The sequence below is a fragment of the gamma proteobacterium symbiont of Lampromicra miyakona genome (assembly GCF_059730895.1).
The window spans coordinates 638,892-655,909 of sequence record NZ_AP035933.1 but is presented as its reverse complement, the minus strand read 5'-3'; the positions used below and the strand labels follow the sequence as shown (position 1 = coordinate 655,909).

At 59.7% G+C, this 17,018-nt stretch carries 21 protein-coding genes; 14 read left to right on the top strand and 7 right to left on the bottom strand.

Features of this window, described 5'->3' with window-relative positions:
• A complete protein-coding gene (locus AC6I8P_RS22590; RefSeq protein WP_021508848.1) occupies positions 1 to 186 on the bottom strand; it encodes a tautomerase family protein in 186 nt (61 codons plus the stop codon).
• 200 nt (positions 187 to 386) lie between these two features.
• Between AC6I8P_RS22590 and AC6I8P_RS22585 the strand changes: the two genes are divergently transcribed.
• Genes AC6I8P_RS22585 through AC6I8P_RS22570 form a run of 4 tightly spaced genes read left to right on the top strand, consistent with a single transcriptional unit; the run spans position 387 to position 5,026 of the window.
• Positions 387 to 1,919, top strand: coding sequence for an ABC transporter substrate-binding protein (locus AC6I8P_RS22585; protein ID WP_498031250.1), 1,533 nt, complete (start codon positions 387 to 389; stop codon positions 1,917 to 1,919).
• Positions 1,912 to 2,847 (top strand): ABC transporter permease, encoded by a 936-nt coding sequence (locus AC6I8P_RS22580; protein ID WP_346303522.1) that lies wholly within the window; start codon positions 1,912 to 1,914, stop codon positions 2,845 to 2,847. The genes AC6I8P_RS22585 and AC6I8P_RS22580 overlap by 8 nt, the downstream gene beginning before the upstream one ends.
• A gap of 2 nt (positions 2,848 to 2,849) precedes the next feature.
• Entirely contained in the window at positions 2,850 to 3,626 is a 777-nt protein-coding gene (locus tag AC6I8P_RS22575) for an ABC transporter permease (RefSeq protein WP_498031354.1), read from the top strand.
• On the top strand, positions 3,626 to 5,026 hold the full coding sequence (locus AC6I8P_RS22570; RefSeq protein WP_238562362.1) for an ABC transporter ATP-binding protein: 1,401 nt from the start codon (positions 3,626 to 3,628) through the stop codon (positions 5,024 to 5,026). Before AC6I8P_RS22575 ends, AC6I8P_RS22570 begins: the two co-directional genes overlap by 1 nt.
• On the opposite strand, the gene AC6I8P_RS22565 is transcribed toward AC6I8P_RS22570, so the two are convergent.
• Complete coding sequence (locus AC6I8P_RS22565) at positions 5,023 to 5,544, bottom strand: GNAT family N-acetyltransferase (protein ID WP_211726805.1); 522 nt, start codon at positions 5,542 to 5,544, stop codon at positions 5,023 to 5,025. The genes AC6I8P_RS22570 and AC6I8P_RS22565 overlap by 4 nt on opposite strands.
• A 108-nt stretch (positions 5,545 to 5,652) precedes the next feature.
• Entirely contained in the window at positions 5,653 to 6,201 is a 549-nt protein-coding gene (locus AC6I8P_RS22560; protein WP_058770363.1) for a helix-turn-helix domain-containing protein, read from the bottom strand.
• A 102-nt stretch (positions 6,202 to 6,303) separates the two neighbouring features.
• Here AC6I8P_RS22560 and AC6I8P_RS22555 point away from each other — a divergent pair, with 102 nt between their 5' ends.
• The 3 genes from AC6I8P_RS22555 (at position 6,304) to corA (ending at position 8,353) form a co-directional block, all read left to right on the top strand.
• Entirely contained in the window at positions 6,304 to 6,978 is a 675-nt protein-coding gene (locus AC6I8P_RS22555; RefSeq protein WP_058758973.1) for an AzlC family ABC transporter permease, read from the top strand.
• Complete coding sequence (locus AC6I8P_RS22550) at positions 6,968 to 7,288, top strand: AzlD domain-containing protein (protein ID WP_058781029.1); 321 nt, start codon at positions 6,968 to 6,970, stop codon at positions 7,286 to 7,288. The genes AC6I8P_RS22555 and AC6I8P_RS22550 overlap by 11 nt, the downstream gene beginning before the upstream one ends.
• A 96-nt stretch (positions 7,289 to 7,384) precedes the next feature.
• Positions 7,385 to 8,353, top strand: a complete 969-nt coding sequence (gene corA / locus AC6I8P_RS22545; protein WP_262258342.1) for a magnesium/cobalt transporter CorA — start codon at positions 7,385 to 7,387, stop codon at positions 8,351 to 8,353.
• Positions 8,354 to 8,430: 77 nt separating this feature from the next.
• Here corA and AC6I8P_RS22540 read toward each other — a convergent pair whose 3' ends face one another.
• A complete protein-coding gene (locus AC6I8P_RS22540) occupies positions 8,431 to 9,165 on the bottom strand; it encodes an SDR family oxidoreductase (protein WP_058781030.1) in 735 nt (244 codons plus the stop codon).
• Between the two features lie 160 nt (positions 9,166 to 9,325).
• Between AC6I8P_RS22540 and AC6I8P_RS22535 the strand changes: the two genes are divergently transcribed.
• Positions 9,326 to 10,258: an AraC family transcriptional regulator gene (locus tag AC6I8P_RS22535; protein WP_125311235.1), complete on the top strand. Its 933-nt coding sequence runs from the start codon at positions 9,326 to 9,328 to the stop codon at positions 10,256 to 10,258.
• A gap of 1 nt (position 10,259) precedes the next feature.
• Here the strand turns inward: AC6I8P_RS22535 and AC6I8P_RS22530 are convergent, their stop codons facing one another.
• The 3 genes from AC6I8P_RS22530 to AC6I8P_RS22520 all read right to left on the bottom strand — a co-directional run bounded on the left by AC6I8P_RS22530 (position 10,260) and on the right by AC6I8P_RS22520 (position 11,465).
• The gene (locus tag AC6I8P_RS22530; protein WP_255412114.1) at positions 10,260 to 10,391 is read right to left on the bottom strand and encodes a hypothetical protein; all 132 of its coding nucleotides are present in this window, start codon (positions 10,389 to 10,391) and stop codon (positions 10,260 to 10,262) included.
• 29 nt (positions 10,392 to 10,420) lie between these two features.
• The gene (locus tag AC6I8P_RS22525) at positions 10,421 to 10,552 is read right to left on the bottom strand and encodes a hypothetical protein (protein ID WP_260467672.1); all 132 of its coding nucleotides are present in this window, start codon (positions 10,550 to 10,552) and stop codon (positions 10,421 to 10,423) included.
• Between the two features lie 208 nt (positions 10,553 to 10,760).
• A complete protein-coding gene (locus tag AC6I8P_RS22520; RefSeq protein WP_059009326.1) occupies positions 10,761 to 11,465 on the bottom strand; it encodes an SDR family oxidoreductase in 705 nt (234 codons plus the stop codon).
• A gap of 104 nt (positions 11,466 to 11,569) precedes the next feature.
• Here AC6I8P_RS22520 and AC6I8P_RS22515 point away from each other — a divergent pair, with 104 nt between their 5' ends.
• The 6 genes from AC6I8P_RS22515 (at position 11,570) to AC6I8P_RS22490 (ending at position 16,990) form a co-directional block, all read left to right on the top strand.
• Entirely contained in the window at positions 11,570 to 12,469 is a 900-nt protein-coding gene (locus AC6I8P_RS22515; protein ID WP_021508864.1) for a LysR substrate-binding domain-containing protein, read from the top strand.
• Positions 12,470 to 12,740: 271 nt separating this feature from the next.
• A complete protein-coding gene (locus AC6I8P_RS22510) occupies positions 12,741 to 13,928 on the top strand; it encodes a M20 metallopeptidase family protein (protein WP_275029563.1) in 1,188 nt (395 codons plus the stop codon).
• Positions 13,929 to 13,943: 15 nt separating this feature from the next.
• A complete protein-coding gene (locus AC6I8P_RS22505; RefSeq protein WP_498031249.1) occupies positions 13,944 to 14,789 on the top strand; it encodes a transporter substrate-binding domain-containing protein in 846 nt (281 codons plus the stop codon).
• 12 nt (positions 14,790 to 14,801) lie between these two features.
• Complete coding sequence (locus tag AC6I8P_RS22500; protein ID WP_125311231.1) at positions 14,802 to 15,521, top strand: ABC transporter permease; 720 nt, start codon at positions 14,802 to 14,804, stop codon at positions 15,519 to 15,521.
• 9 nt (positions 15,522 to 15,530) lie between these two features.
• A complete protein-coding gene (locus AC6I8P_RS22495; protein WP_058758980.1) occupies positions 15,531 to 16,214 on the top strand; it encodes an ABC transporter permease in 684 nt (227 codons plus the stop codon).
• Complete coding sequence (locus tag AC6I8P_RS22490; RefSeq protein ID WP_058758981.1) at positions 16,214 to 16,990, top strand: ABC transporter ATP-binding protein; 777 nt, start codon at positions 16,214 to 16,216, stop codon at positions 16,988 to 16,990. Before AC6I8P_RS22495 ends, AC6I8P_RS22490 begins: the two co-directional genes overlap by 1 nt.
• The last annotated feature ends 28 nt before the right edge of the window (positions 16,991 to 17,018 follow it).

The following is a 17,018-nucleotide window of genomic DNA, read 5'->3' as shown; positions in this document are numbered from 1 at the left end:
TTAACGTTCGTCGAACGGCACGCCGCCCTTAGATTTATGATGCTTCGGCGTTTCGATAATCGACACGGTGACCACATCAGCATCGATCTCAAACGAATCCACCACCGCCTGGGTGATGGCTTTGAGTAATTTTTTCTTCTGCTCAACGCTACGGCCTTCCGCAGCATAAACGACAATCTCTGGCATAACGGCGTTTCCTCACGGGTTAGAGTTCTTCTCAAGCATACCTCAGCCACGCTGCTGCGCGCAGCGTTAACCTGTCGCGACGGTTAAAAGGCAACAAGCGGCTAACGAATTCCCTGCAAACGCCGTGTGTTAAAGTGTGAATTGTTATGTTATAACGTAATTTATTCGATGATAGTGTAACGGTTTATTCGGAAAATTTAATGAAATCAATGCAAAATTTGCTGATCGCTGCGGCGCTCGGCCTGGCTTCCTGCGCCGTTATGGCGGCGAGCACACCCGAAAAACCGGTGCGGATTGCCGCACCGTTTGAAATTAAAGGCAGCGATCCGGCGCTCTCCGGTGACATTCTGTTGCGCATGGATGTGGTTGAAACGCTGGTAGAAGTGAACGAACGCGGTGAGCCGGTGGCGGCGCTGGCGCAGCGCTGGCAGGTCTCTGACGATGGGCTGCGCTGGCAGTTCCAGCTGCGCGACGGCGTGCATTTTCACGATGGCTCGCTGCTGGATGCGGTTGCCGTGGTGAAATCACTCAACACCGCACGCGGCAAAGCGGGCTTACTGGACAAAACGCCAATCGCCGACATCAGCGGGGCAGGGCAGCTTGTCACCATCACGCTGCGTGAACCCTTCACGCCGCTGCTGTCGGTCCTGGCGGAAAGCCGCTCGCAAATCCTCGCACTGGCCAGCTGGGATGCGCAGGGCAACATCACGCGCATTATTGGCAGCGGACCGTTTACGCTCACTTCCTTCCAGCCGCCGCAGTCGCTGACGGTGGCGCGCTTCGCGGATTACTGGGGCGAGAAACCGGCGATTGCCGCCGCCAGCTATCTGGCGACCGGCCGCGCGGAAACCCGTGCGCTGCTGGCAGAAAGCGGCGATGCAGATTACGTGTTTAACCTTGATGCCGCCAGCCGGCAGCGGCTGGCACGCAAAGCGTCGCTGCACATCCCGGCGATTCCGGTGCCGCGCACGTTGATGCTGAAGCTTAATCTGGCCGATCCGCTGCTGGCGGAACTGCCGGTGCGTGAGGCGATCAGCATGGCGATCGATCGCAACGCGCTGGCGCAGGCGGTGCTGCGTTATCCGGGCGCAGCCAGCCAGCTGTTTCCCCCTAACATGGCAGAGTGGCACAACCCGGCACTCACGCCGCTGCACTATCAGCCGCAGCAGGCTGCTCAGTTATTACAGTCGGCCGGCTGGCAACGCGGCGCGGATGGCGTACTGACGCGCAACGGCCAGCGCTTCAGCCTGACGCTGCTGACCTATCCCGATCGCCCTGAGCTGCCGCTGATGGCGATGGTGATTCAGCAGCAGCTGCGTCAGGTTGGCATAGACGTGCGAATCAACGCGACCAACGCCAGCGAGATCCCGGCGCAGCACCACAATAACCGTCTGCAGCTGGCGCTGTTTGCGCGCAACTTTGCCCTGACGCCCGATCCGACCGGAACGCTGCTGCAGGATTATGGCACCCACGGCGGTGACTGGGGGGCGATGAACTGGCATGCGGCAGGCTTCGACGCGGCGCTCCACACGCTGACGCAATCCACCGATGGCGCAGCCCGCGCCGGGGCGCGCAGCGTCATCACCCGTGCGCTGCAACAGGATCTGCCGGTGATTCCGCTGGCCTGGTATCAGCAGTCGGCGGCGGTTAACAGCCAGCTGCAGGGCGTCAAACTCGATCCGTTTGAACGCCACTTCGGCCTGCGCCAGATGCACTGGGGGAGCCATGATTAAACAACTCAGCTGGCGCATGGCGCAGGCGCTGTTCGTGGTGCTGGCGGTAGGATTACTGACCTGGCTGCTGGTGCAGGCGCTGCCGGGCGACATGGCGTGGCGTATCGCCTCGGGGCGCTATGGTTACGATCGCGTCGATGCCGACGCGGTGGCGCGGGTACAGCAGGAGCTGAACGGCGCGCTTAACGGCGGCAGTGCGTTGATGCACTGGCTCTTCGATCTGCTGCAGTTTAACTTTGGCCGCTCGCTGGTTTCCGGTGAGCCGGTGATGGATGAGCTGCGCTGGCAGCTGGGCCAGACGCTGGCGCTGGCGGGCGTCTCGCTGCTGCTGGCGTTACTACTGACGCTGCCGCTCGGCATCTGGGCCGGTTGCCATGCCAACGGCCGGCTTGACCGTGCGCTGTTCTGGCTGACCGCCTTGCTGAAATCGGTGCCGCATTTTGCACTCGGCATGCTGCTGATCCTGCTGTTCGCGCTGCAACTCGACTGGCTGCCGAGCGCCGGTCACGGCGAGCTGCGCCATTTCCTGTTGCCGGCACTGACGCTGGCATTGTCGCTGACGGCTGTCGGCGTGCGCGTGGTGCGCGAAGCCACCTGGCAGGTGGTGTCGTCCGGCTACTATCGCTGGGGAGCGCAAAAGGGACTGTCACCCGCGCGCCTGCTGCTGCGTCACGGCCTGCGTAATCTGAGCGCGCCGGTGCTGACGTGGTTTGGCATGCAGTTTGTCTGGCTGGTGGAAGGCGTGGTGGTGGTGGAAACCCTGTTTGCGTGGCCGGGGATCGGTCACGCTCTGGTGCACGCCATTTTTGCGCGTGACGTGCCGGTAATTCAGGCCAGTGCCATGACGCTCGGCCTGCTGTTTGTCCTGCTGAACATGCTGGTGGATGCCGGTTGTCATCTGCTCGATCCCCGGGGGGCGCGCGCATGAAGATGACGCTTTCACGCTGGGTGGGTCTGGTACTGCTGGCGGCGCTGCTGGCTTACGCGTTTTTGCTGCCGCTGATTCAGCACGGCGATCCGCTACAGCAGGATTTGCTGCAGATGCTGCAGACGCCGAACCGCAGCCATTTGCTCGGTTTCGACCATCTCGGTCGCGATATGTTAACGCGCCTCAGCGCCGCGCTGCGTCTGTCACTCGGGCTGGCAGCCCTGTGCGTGATCAGTGCGCTGATAGCGGGCGTGTTCACCGGTGTGCTCAGTGCGCTGTACGGTGGCTGGCCGGAGCGATTACTGAGCATCGTCGGCGATATGTGCCTCGCGCTGCCGGGATTGCTGCTGGTACTGCTGCTGGCCGCCATTGCGCCAGACGCGCCGCAGATGCTGTGGCTGGGCATTTCGCTGGTGCTGTGGGTGGAATTTTTCCGCGTCACGCGTGCCACGCTGCGGCCAATTGTGCAGGCGCCCGGTATGCAGGCCAGCAAACTGCTCGGGTTCTCTGCCTGGTATCGTTTTCGTCATCATCTGTGGCCTGCGCTGGCACCGGTGCTGCTGACGCTAACCTTGTTCTCTTTCAGCAGCGCCATCATGGCGGTGTCGGCGCTCGGGTTTATCAGCGTTGGCGTGCGTCCGCCCACGCCGGAGCTGGGCCTGATGATGACCGAACTGCTGCCGTTTGCGTGGGAAGCGCCGTGGCTGCTGATGCAGCCGGTAGCCGCACTGTTTTTACTATTGATCAGCCTCAATCTGCTGATGAAAAAGGATCGATGATGAAGGGATTACAGATCACCGGGCTGAGCGTTGCCACAGCGACTGAAACACTGGTTGAGCCGGTGGATGTGCGGCTACAACCCGGTCAGCCGCTGACGCTGCTCGGCGAAACCGGATCGGGGAAAAGTCTGCTGGCGCAGGCGATCATGGGGATATTGCCGCCATCGCTGCAGGCCAGCGGTGAGTTGATGATCAACGGCAGACGCTTTCAGCTGCCGCAGGATACGGCGCAGCTGCGTCGGCTGTGGGGCAATACGCTGGCTTCGCTGCCGCAGGAGCCGTGGTTGTCGCTCGATCCGACCATGGCGATTCAGCAACAGGTGGCGGAAGGGCATCGCTTCGTGCGCGGTTTGCCGCCCGCCGCCAGTGCTGCAGCGGCGCAGCAGGATCTGCAGCAGCTTGGTCTGGCCGCGGCGGCACGGCGTTATCCGTGGCAGCTTTCCGGCGGCATGGCACAGCGCGCCGCGTTTGCGGCAGCCCGTGCCGGTGGCGCGCAGGTTCTGATTGCCGATGAGCCAACCAAAGGGCTGGATGTGGCGCGCCGCGATGAAGTCAGCCAGCTGTTACAGCGTGAAGTGGCCGACGGCGGCATGCTGTTGACCATCACCCATGACATCACCCTGGCACGCCAGCTGGGCGGCGACGTGCTGGTAATACATAAAGGCAGCGTGATTGAACAGGGCCCGGCGCAGCAGGTGTTGCAGTCACCGCAGCAGCCTTACACGCGCGCGCTGCTGGCTGCCGATCCGGCCGTCTGGCCCACCCGACAACAAACGGTGATCGGTGCCAGGCCGGTGATCAGCGCCCAGGACATTGTGCTGGCGCGCGGGGGCAAAAGGCTGGGTGTGCCACGCGATTTCACGCTGCACGCCGGTGAAATCGTTGGCCTGCACGGTGCCAGCGGCAGCGGCAAAAGCAGCTTCGGCGACGTGCTGTTGGGGTTGCTCGCGCCGCAGCAGGGCCGCGTGACGCACCACGCTGATGCGGATGCGCTGAAATATCAGAAAATCTATCAGGATCCTTCCGCGCTGTTTCCGCCGCAGCGCACGCTGGGACAAAGCATCAACGATGTGCTGCGGCGTCACGCTCTCTCGCCGGCACAGCGCGATGCGCTCATGGCGCGGCTGGCTTTGCATCCCGCGCTGCTGACGCGGCGACCAGAGGCGCTCTCCGGTGGCGAACTGCAGCGCTTCGCGCTGCTGCGGGTGATGCTGCTGCGGCCGGTATTTCTGTTTGCAGATGAGCCGACGTCACGCCTTGATCCGCTGGTGCAGCAGCAAACATGGCAGTTGATCGCGGAACTGGCGCGTGAGCAGCAGTGCGCGGTGCTGCTGGTGAGTCATGACCGCGATCTGCTGGAGAAAGGCACGCATCGGGTGATCGCTATGGAAGCGGCTTAGCGATCGGGCGGCTGGCTGTCACCGGGCCCGAGACTCCGCTGCATTACCACGGTGTCCAGCCAGCGGCCATGTTTGTAACCCACCGATTTCATCACGCCGGTGTGCTCAAAACCGAGCGCCCGGTGTACTCCCAGCGAGCCCTGGTTGGCGCTGTCACCGATAATCGCGATGATCTGGCGAAAGCCAGCGGCTTCGGCCTGCGCCACCGCTTTTTGCAGCAGCGCCTTACCGATGCCACGTCCGGTTTGCTGCGGGTCGAGATAGATAGAGTCTTCCAGCGTGAAGCGGTAGGCGTAACGCGGACGATACGGCGCGAGATAGCAGTAACCCAGCACCTGATCCTGCTCCTCAGCCACCAGCCAGTAACCGCCGCGCTCATGCACGTCATTGATACGCCGCAGCATTTCACTCTCCGCCGGCGGTTCCGTTTCGAAGGTTGCGGTGCCGTGCAGCACGTGCCAGGCGTAAATCTTCTGTATCGCCGCCGCGTGATGCGGCTGCGCGGGAATAATGTCCATATGTTCCTGCTGTTCTGCCAATGATGCTGACAGCATGCCACCGCGCCGCAGCGCAATCATCCGAATTAGTCATAGGAAATTGTGATAGTCAGGCGCAGCGAAATTTCTTTAATTCTGCTCTGACAACTGTACCGCCATGGTGTTTGCTTCGAGCGCCTCAAAGATGTGCGGTTCATCGGCGGGATAACAAATATAATCGCCCGGGAACAGTTCGACCGGCGCTTCCATCAGGCCAACCCGCGCGCGGCCGCGTGCCAGGATGATGTGTTCGACGGAACCCGGTGGATGCGGTTTTGAGGCGCGCGGTGCGCCGGGCTGGCTGGTGATCAGATACAGGTCGCGGCGGCCGCCCGGCGGGCAGCTGGCCAGTAGCGCGGCCTGAAAGTCCGCTAACTCTGCTGACACCACCATGCCTTCGCCACGCCGAATCACCTGCATCTTTTTCACTTCCGGCTCCATCAGCCGTGCAAATGGAATATTCAGCGCCACACACAGTGACCATAACGTCTCAATGCTGGGGTTACCGTTGCCTGCCTCCAGCTGCGACAGCGTTGACTTGGCGATGCCAGCGCGGCGCGCCACTTCCGTCAGCGAAAGTCCGGCACGCTGGCGTTCGCGCACCAGTCCGGCGGCAATGATAGCAATGGGCGGGGTCACAATTACTCCTGTTCTTTATATCGAACGATTTGTTCATCTTGTAAAACACGTACGGCGCGTTCATTATAACGGCTTTCTTGTTCGTTATGAGATCAAATTGTGATGCGTCTGGGTGCCGTACCGCTTGATCGCGGCGTATTGAAAGCGATCTTCCTTGTTTGTCTGGCCGACGGCATCGTTGGCCTCTCTTATGGTTCTCTTGCCGCTGCCGACGGTTTTCCGCTCTGGGTGCCGATTGCGCTCTCGACGCTGGTGCTGGCGGGGGCGTCCGAGTTTTTATTTATCGGCATCGTGGCAGGCGGCGGCAGTCCGTTAACCGCTGCCGCTGCAGGTTTACTGGTCAACGCGCGTCATTTGCCGTTTGGCATTGCGGTGAAAGACCTGGTCGGGCAGGGAGGACGCAGTCTACTGGGCTGCCATATTATGAATGACGAGAGCGTGGTGTTCGGTATTTCACAGCCGAAGCTGGCGCAGCGTCGGGCGGCTTACTGGGTTTGCGGACTGGGTATTTTTGCCATCTGGCCGCTCACGGTGATTGCCGGTGCGGTGATTGGACGCTTTATTCCCGATGTGTCGGCGATTGGCCTGGATGCGGTGTTTCCGGCCATCCTGATCGCGCTGATTTTCCCGGCGCTGCGCCAGCGTCGCACGCGCATTCCGGCCACCCTCGGGGCACTGCTGTCCGTGCTGGCGACGCCTTTTGTGCCTGCCGGTATGCCGGTGCTGTTTTCTTTACTCGGTTTGCTGAGCTGGCGGGAGCGAAAAGATGCAAAATAGTTTAGTGATTGCCGGCATCGCGCTGCTGGCTGCAGGGACGTATGCGATTCGCTTTGCCGGTTACCGGCTGGGCAGCCGGATGCACATGTCGGAACGTATGCGCAACATGCTGTCCGACGCGGCAACGGTGCTGCTGCTGGCTGTCGCTGTCACCACCGCGCTGTTTGAGGGCACCGATTTCGCCGGCGTCGCACGGCTCACCGGCGTGTTGTTCGCGGTGTTTCTCGCCTGGCGTCGCGCGCCATTGATACTGGTAATCATCGGTGCGGCGGTGATGACGGCGCTGCTGCGCTATTTTGGCGTGCCGTAAGCGGCGGCGAGACGTCCGGCGCAAAGATGACGGCGCACTGGCACCTGCTTTGCAGCTATGATTAGGGATAGTGAGTACAACAAGGACAACGCGAAAATGGTGATTAACTGCGTGGTGTATCGCCACGGCAAACGCGAAGAGCATGTCGAAGTCGATCAAATCAGCGAAGTGCTGAAAGAGGAAAAATCGTTCGTCTGGCTTGGCCTGTATCAACCCGATCCGGCGTTCATGCAAACGCTGCAGGAGGAGTTTAGCCTGCATGAGCTGGCGATTGAGGATGCGCTGGTGGCGCATCAGCGGCCCAAGATTGAGCAGTACGGCGAGTCGGTATTTATCGTGGTGAAAACCGCACACATGGAAGATCGCCAGCGCATCAGCTTTGGCGAAACCCACTTTTTCCTCGGTAAAAATTTTCTGATTACCGTGCGCCACGGTTCGGTTGAGGGCTATAAAGCGATTCGCGCCAAAGCCGAGAAAAACCATGCCATGCTGTGCCAGGGACCCGGCTATGCGCTCTACTGCATCCTCGATTTTATCGTCGACAACTACAGCAAAATCACCGAATCGCTGAGTGAACGTATTGCTGACCTGGAAGACGGCATGTTCACCACCCGCTTTGACAGCGTCACGCTGGAGAATGTTTACCATTTGCGGCGTCAGCTGCTGTCGTTGCGCAATGCGGCGATGCCGGTGACAGAGATCTGCCCGCAGCTGGTGCGCTTCCATGAAGATATCATCCCGAAAAATCTGCGCGCCTATCTGCGCGACGTGCAGGATCACGCGCACCACGTCATGATTGATGCCGAAGATATGCGCGAAACGCTGGCCAGCGCCATGCAGGTGAATCTGGCGCTGGTCTCGGTACAGCAGAGTGAGGTGAATAAAAAGCTGGCCGGCTGGGGGGCAATCCTGATTGTGCCGACCATCATCTTTAGTATGTACGGCATGAACTTCTCAGACATGCCAGAGCTGCACAGCCACTTTGGCTATCCAGCGGCGCTGGTGGTCACGCTGGTGATTTGTTTCGTTATGTGGTGGCGGCTGAAAAAAGCGGGCTGGTTGTAAGCGTGATGGCCTGCGCGCTGTCACCAGACGCGCAGGCCAGGGCGATTTCAGCCTGAAATCGCCACGCTCCATTAGCCTCAATGCGCGCTGGCAGTAGGGCGCACCGTGATCTCATTGACATCAACTTCGCCAGGCTGATTAATGGCCCAGCTCACCGCCTGCGCAATGGCTTCGGGTTTTAACGCAATCTGACGATAGCTCTGCATGGCCACGCGTGCGGTCTCGTCAGTGATGGTGTCCGCCAGTTCCGATTCCACCACGCCGGGATTAATGACCGTCACACGCAGCTGGCGCGATTCCTGACGCAGGCCATCCGAGATGGCGCGAACCGCGAATTTTGTGGCGCAGTACACCGCTGCCGTCGGCGATACCGCCAGCGCACCAATCGAGGCGATATTGATGATATGGCCGCTTTGCTGCGATTCCATGAGCGGCAGCACGGCAGCGATGCCGTACAGTACGCCACGCACGTTGACGTCGAGCATACGGTCCCATTCATCCACCTTCAGCGAACTGAGCGGCGACAGCGGCATAACGCCGGCATTGTTGATCATTACATCAACCCGACCATATTTATCGCGGGCAAAATCGGCCAGCTGCTGCGTATCGGCACGCTGCGTCACGTCGGTGGCGAGATAATCCAGTTGCGCGCCGCTGGCACGCAGTTCATCACACAGTATTGCCAGTCGATCGGTACGGCGCGCACCCAGCACCAGTTTATGCCCCTGACTGGCCAGCAGACGCGCTATCGCTTCGCCGATGCCGCTGCTGGCGCCGGTCAGAATAATCACTTTCGCATTGGAATGAGCCATGATGGTTTCCTCGTGTTGGTTGACGAGGCTATTGTGGAAAACGCCGGCTAAAGCGAACAGACCGGATTGTGGCGCATCATTGCCTGATTCTCTCGTCACGGTTGTGAGCAGGGAAGAAACCTGGCTATGCTTTGCCTGAACCTCTCACCGGAAACCCGTTATGTCGCAAACCGTACAACAGCAGACCTGCGCGCTGCTGCGCCAGCTGGCACCGCAGGAAGGTTACACCGCTTCACTGCTCGACGGCGTGCGCTTTATGCGTGCCGACCGGCAGTGGGCGCGCACGCCAGTTCTTTATGAGCCGAGCATCATCATTATCTGTCAGGGCTCGAAGCGGGCGTTTCTTGCCGACAAAATGTATCGCTACGACGCACAGCACTATCTGGTGTTGTCGGTGCCGCTGCCGTTCTCCGCTGAGACTGAAGCAACCTCGGCTGAACCGTTGCTGGGGCTGGCTATCCGTCTGGATGCGGCCACGCTGGCGCGACTGGTGACGCAGGTCGCAGCGGCAGACATTCCGCTGGCGGAGACACCAGCCAGCATTATTTCGACGCCGGTAAATGAGACGCTGGCGGACAGCACGCTGCGCCTGTTGCAGGCGCTGAGCGATCCGCTGGAAGCGCAGGTTTTAGGCCCGGCACGGGTAGAAGAGATTTGCTTTCGTGTGTTGCTGGGTGAGCAGGGCGGTGCGGTGCGCGCAGCGCTGACCTATCAGGGGCATTTTGGCCGCATCGCGCGGGCGTTGCAGCGCATTCATGCTGACTGGCAGCAGCCGCTGGATGTGCCGCATCTGGCCAGCGAAGCGGGCATGAGCGTTCCGCGCTTCCATCTGCATTTCAAAAGCGTGACACAGACCTCGCCGATTCAGTATCTCAAGTCGCTGCGGCTGCATCAGGCGCGTTTGATGATGATTCGCGATAATCTCACTGCCGCCGGTGCCGCCGCACGCGTCGGTTACGAAAGTGATTCACAGTTCAACCGGGAGTTTAAGCGGATGTTTGGTCGCACCCCGGCTGACGAGGCGCGGGTGATGAAACGCGCATTTGCGCTGCTGCCGCCGGAACAGTTATCCGCGCGGCTGCAGGCACATTAGGTCAGTACGCGATAACGATTGCCACCACCACGCCAATCCAGAACAGCAGGCTGGCAGCCAGTGCCAGCTGGCACAGTAACCGGCGGGAAAAACTCAGCAGCGCACTGAGGCGCGGCGATAACATTAATACCATAATCATCCCTCACAACAGCCAGCAACCGATCAGCGCAGCCCCATCACGGCAACCACCAGCAGAATCCAGAAAAAAGCACAACCTGTTAGCAGGAAACGCCAGACAAGATGGCGTTCGGGAGTCAGCAGCGTGTGCAGACGCATACGAAAAAGCAGTGGCATAGCGACCTCAAATCAGAAAGTTTTACCGGGAATATCTGGCAGCTGAGAACAGAAAATTCTGTCAGCGAATAAGAACATTCTGACGTGTTATAAGGCCGCGAAACGACAAGACCAGTCTTGAAAACAGGCTGAGAAATTCATCATGAGGCAGGCGGTAGCCACAGCGGACATCAGATGCCGCTGTGGCCATCAGTCACAGCAAAGCCGGTTACACGCTGCGCGTGACGCCGCCGTCCACGCGAATATTTTGCCCGGTGATATAAGCCGCGCCGGGCGAAGCAAGAAACGCAATGGTAGCCGCCACTTCTGCAGCCGTGCCGTAGCGCTGCATGGGCACGCTGTCGCGCCGTTCATCCGTTTTCGGCAGGCTATCAATCCAGCCTGGCAGGACGTTATTGATACGAATATTCTCAGCTGCGTAGGTGTCGGCAAAGATTTTACTGAAAGAAGCCAGACCGGCACGGAACACGGCCGAGGTCGGGAACATGTCGGTGGGTTCAAACGTCCATGCCGATGAGATATTAATGATACTGCCGCCACCCTGCTGCTGCATGATCGGCGTGACCAGACGTACAGCGCGCACTACGTTGAGGAAGTAGGTTTCCATTCCCTGCTGCCACGCATCATCGCTTAATTCAAGGATCGGCGCGCGCGGACCGTGACCGGCACTGTTAACCAGCACGTCGATACGTCCCCAGCGCGCCAGAGTGGCATCAATCAGTTGCTGCAAATCGTCTACTGACTGATTCGAACCGGTAATGCCGAGCCCGCCCAGACGATTTGCCAGCGCCTCGCCTTTGCCGGAGGAGGAAAGAATCGCAACCCTAAAACCCTCGCTGGCCAGCTTCTCCGCTGCCGCTGCGCCCATACCGCTGCCACCTGCGACAATCACCGCAACTTTTTCTACTGTCATGTGAGTAACCTCATCAATTAAATATCCTGTCATGCCAGTATAATGACCGGGAGATGCCGCAGAGAGTCAGCTCAGCTGGCAATTGACGATAGGAAAACTACAGGATGAATCAGGGCTTTCAGGCATTACCTTCGCTGAATGCGCTACGGGTATTTGAAGCGGTGACGCGGCACCTTAATTTTCGCCTCGCCGCTGAAGAGCTCGGCGTGACGCAGGGTGCGGTTGCGCAGCATATTCGCGGTCTGGAGGCCAGCCTGGGCCTGAAACTGTTCGATCGGCTGCCGCGTTCGCTGGCGCTGACCGCTGCCGGTGCAGGCTATGCGGTGCACATTCGACAGGCGTTCGAGCTGATTGATGAGGCGACGCGCACGCTGCGCCCGGAGCCGGATCGCCTGACGCTGAGCGTAACGCCGACCTTTGCCAGCCGCTGGATGCTGCCGCGTTTACCGGCATTTACCGCGGCCTGGCCGGATATCGACCTGCGCGTGCTGGCCTCTGAACGGCTGGTGCAGTTTCACCATGAAGGCGTCGATCTGGCGGTGCGCTATGGCCGACCGCCGTTTGGTAGCGGGCTGGAGGCCACGCTGCTGTTTAGCCAGACGGTGCTGGCGGTGGTCAGCCCGGCGCTGCTGGCACAACACGGCGATGCGGCGCAGCCAGAAAATTGCCTGCGCTATCCGCTGCTGCACGATGGCCATCACCTGTGGCCAGCGTTCCTGGCGTTTATGTTCCCCGGCCAGTCGCTGCAGCATCAGCATCATCTGCGCTTCAACCAGACCGCGCTGGCGCTGGAAGCGGCGCTGAGTGGTCAGGGTATCGCACTGACCAGCCCGCATTTTGTGCAGAACGATCTGGCCAGCGGTCGGCTGGTTCCCGCCTGGCAGCGTGAGATGCCCGTTGATGCCGGCTGGTATCTGGTGGCTCCGCGTCGTCCGCGTGAGCAGGCAACGGTGAGTGCGGTTCGTGCGTGGCTACTCAGTCAGGCGGAGCAGAGCAAAGATTGATGGCTGAGCAACGCGATGCTTTTATGTTCAATAACGAAATCAGTAAAACTGATGATCAGCGCCGGATCATGAATGTTATGACTGACTGAGCATGCATTTTACAGGGTTTATCCTGCCCGGGCAGGGTTTTAGAAAAATATCGCGCAAATTCAGCAGTTAAGGAAAGGAATTGTGCGTTGCAATATGACTGGTGCTGTGAATAAATAAAACGCTGAACTTCATAAAAATGCCATAACGGCCAGGCGACAGCCTGCATAACCGTATTACCACCATGACCGATCATAAAATTCTTTTAGCCAGGGATATCAGCGCCAGAAGTGAAAGCATGCAGGCGCACCTCATCGCCATCCGGCGCGATATTCACGCACATCCGGAACTTGGTTTCGATACCGTCCGCACCGCAGCCATTGTAGAGCAGGAGTTGCTGCGCCTCGGGCTGACGCCGCAAACCGGCGTGGGCCGCACCGGCGTGATGGTGGACATTACCGGCGCGCAGCCGGGCAAAACCGTGCTGCTGCGCGCCGATATGGATGCGCTGCCGATTCATGAGCAAACCGGTCTGCCGTTTAGCAGCATCTGGCCGGGTAAAATGCACGCCTGCGGCCACGATATCCACACGGCTACGCTGCTCGGCGTTGCGGCGACCCTCGCGGACCTGCGCAGCCAGCTGCGCGGCACGGTGCGGCTGATTTTTCAGCCGGCGGAAGAGACGCCAGAGAGCGGCGCGCAAGCCATGATTGCTGCCGGCGCAGCGGACGGCATTGATGTGGCGATCACGCTGCACAATAAGCCAGAGCTGGCCGCAGGAGAAATCGCCCTGACGCGCGGTGCCAGCACCGCCTCCAGCGATGAATTCGACGTAGTGATTCACGGCAAATCCACCCACGCCGCCCGTCCGCACATGGGTACCGATCCGATCATTGCCGCCGCCAGCCTGGTAACGCAGTTGCAGACCATTGTGTCGCGCGAGCTCGATCCGGCGAACTCTGCTGTGCTGACGATTGGCCATATCCACGGTGGCACCACTCATAACATCATCTCCGACAGCTGCCTGATTCAGGGCACTATCCGCGCTAAATCACCGCAGGCGCGCGCTCACATGGAAGACGCTTTCCGCCGCATCTGTGCCGGTGTGGCGCTGTCACTCAATACGCGGATTGAGGTCAATTATCAGCGAGGCGTGCCGCCGCTGATGAATGATGATGCGCTGATTGATGCACTGGAGCCGATCCTCTCGCACCAGTTCGGCAAGCCGGTGGTGGCAAAACCCAGCAGCAGTTTTGGCGCGGAAGATTTCTCGCTGTTTACTGAGCGTGTGCCGGGCTGTCAGATCCATATCGGCTCTGGCGCGCCGGGGCGCGACGACCATCTGCACAACTCCGACTATCAGCCGGACGAACGCAGCATTCACGCTGGCACACAGGCTCTGGCCCGTATAGCGATCGACTTACTCTCCTGATAATAATGAGGTTTTATGATGATGCGTAAAGGGCTGTTCTCCGCCTCCGCGGGCCTGTTGCTGCTGGCTTCTGCCGTGGTTCAGGCAAAAGATTTTGGCACATTAAAATTTGCCACCGAAGCGGCCTATCCGCCGTTTAACCAGTCCACGCCGAGCGGCAAAATTGTCGGCTACGAGCCCGATATGGTGGCCGAACTGGCGAAACGCGCGGGATTCAAATATGAAATCGTCGCGCAAAAGTGGTCCGGACTGATCCCCGGCCTCGCTGATGGCAAATATGATGCAGTGGTCGATGCCGTCACCGTGACGCTAAAACGTCAAGAAGTGGTGGATTTTACCCATCAGTACACCGTGAGCGTATCGGGCTTCGTCACGCTGAAGGGTAGCGCAGTGGATACCCTGCCGGGCAACGGTGAAGTGGTACAGGCGACCGATGAAGCCGGTATGAACAAAGCCATCGACGCGCTGAAGGCTAAGTTCAAAGGCAAAACCATTGCGGTGCAGGTCGCTACCATTCAGGCCGATTTTCTCAACAAATACCTCGGTGATGTCGCGACTATCCGTACCTATCAGGCCGGCCCGGAAACCTTCGCCGATCTGCTCAATGGCCGGGTTGATGCGGTCATGGCATCGCGCACCAACCTCAATGCTTATGTGAAAAAACACGCGGATACGGTAAACAGCACCGGTTACGGCTTTGTTGGCGGTGTGCTGGGCCAGGGCTCGGCGATTGCCATTCGTAAAAACAATCCGGAGCTGAAAGCCGCGCTGGATCAGGCGCTGGTGTCGATGATCAAAGACGGCACGCTAAAGCAACTGTCAGAGAAATGGTTCGGCGAGAACGTCGCGCCTGCGGAATAATGCTGAGCGCTTATGACTATTGACTGGCAACTGTTAGGTTTTGGTGACGAAGGCTGGGGCGGCGTGCTGCTGGACGCCGCCACCGTTACGGTAACGGTCTCGCTGTGTGCGTGGCTGCTGGGCGCGGTGCTCGGCAGCCTGCTGTGCTGGATGCAGATTGGTGGCGGCCGCTGGCAGCAGCGTCTTGCCAGCGGCTATATCACGCTGTTTCGCGGCGTGCCGGAGCTGCTGGTGATCTACCTGTTCTACTTTGGTGGCCGACAGGTGGTCGGGTTTATCGGTGAAGCTATCGGCCTGCAGGGACCGTTTGACGTTAACGGCTTCGTTGCCGGCGCGATAGCCATCGGGCTGATTTCCGGCGCTTATCAGAGCAGCGTATTTCGCGGCGCGTTTTACGCGATTCCCGCCGGCACGCTGGAAGCCGCTACGGTCACCGGTATGGGCCGTTTTATGCTGTTCCGCCGCATGATTGTGCCGCAGGCGCTGCGCACCGCGCTGCCGGGCATGGGTAATCAGTGGCAATCGGTGATTAAGGAGTCGGCGCTGGTATCGGTGACCGGGCTGGTGGAAACCATGAACCAGATTTCCACCGCGTCGAATTCCACCCAGATGCCGTTTTTCTTCTACAGCGTAGGCGCGGTGATTTACCTGATTATCACCACCTGTTCAGATTTCTTCTTCCGCTATGTGGAAAAAGTGGCCATGCGCGGGCAACAACGCGCGCGGTTGTAAGGAGCCACGATGGATTTCACCTTTTTACAGCACACGCTGGCGGCGCTGCTGCGCGGACTGCCGCTGACGCTCAACCTGGCGGTATTATCCCTGCTGGGCGGCGGGATACTGGCGCTGCTGCTGAATTTGCTGCGTCAGCATCGCCTTGGCAGCTACGTGACGCGTTTTTATGTCTGGCTGTTCCGCGGTACGCCGCTGCTGATTCAAATCTTCATGATTTACTATGGCCTCGGCAGCCTGCCGGCGGTGCGCGAAAGCGTGCTGTGGCCGCTGCTGCGTGAGCCCTACTGGTGCGGGTTAATTGCGCTGATTCTCAACGACGCGGCTTACACCGCCGAGATCCTGCGCGGCGGACTGAATGCGGTTAGCGTGCAGTCACTGGAAGCGGCGAAAGTGTGCGGCATGTCGCGCTTCACTACGCTGCGACGCATCACGCTGCCGCTGGCGGTGCGACAGGCGCTGCCGGCCTACAGCAATGAGATCATCTCGATGATCAAATCCACATCGCTGGTGAGCACCATCAGCCTGATGGAGATGACCGGCATCGCCGACTCCATCGTGTCAGAAACCTTCCGCGCGCTGGAGGTGTTTATCAGCGCGGCGATTATCTATCTGCTGCTGACCGTGCTGGTGAGCAAAGCGGTGGCGCTGCTGGAGCGCCGTTTGTCCCCTTATCACGCTGGAGCACGTTAATGAATAAACCCACTATTGCCCTGAGCCATCTCAGAAAAAGTTATAGCGGGCATGAAGTGCTGCATGACATCAGCCTGACGGCGCAGGATGGCGACGTCATTTCGCTGATCGGCGCCAGTGGTTCCGGTAAAAGTACGCTGCTGCGCTGCATCCCGTTTCTTGAAGTGCCACAGGCCGGTGAGATTGCCGTGGGCGATGAAGTGGTCACCCTCGATAACGCGGACGAAAAGCTGAGCCGTGAACAGCGCCGCCGCATTAAGCTGATGCGCATGCAACTCGGCTTTGTGTTTCAGGGCTTCAATCTGTGGCCGCACAAAACCGTGCTGCAGAACATCATTGAGGCGCCGATCCATGTGCAAAAGCGCAGTCATCAGGAGGCCGTTGCCGAGGCCGAAGCGCTGCTGCAAAAAGTCGGGTTATACGAAAAGCGCAACGCATGGCCGTCACAGCTTTCCGGTGGACAGCAGCAGCGCGTGGCGATTGCCCGGGCGCTGGCGCAGCAGCCGAAAGCGATACTGTTTGATGAACCCACTTCCGCGCTCGACCCGGAGCTGGTGGGCGAAGTGCTGCGCGTCATCCGCAGCCTGGCGGAAGAGGGGCGCACCATGATTATCGTCACCCATGAAATGGGGTTTGCGCGCGATGTATCCAACAAAGCGGTGTTTCTGCATCAGGGCAAAATCGAAGAGTCAGGATCGCCGCAGCAGGTGTTCAGTGAACCGATCTCGGCGCGCTGTCGCGCTTTTGTCAGCAGCCACCTGCAGCGCAACAGCTAACCAGATTTGTGCCAATGGTGTTCTAAGC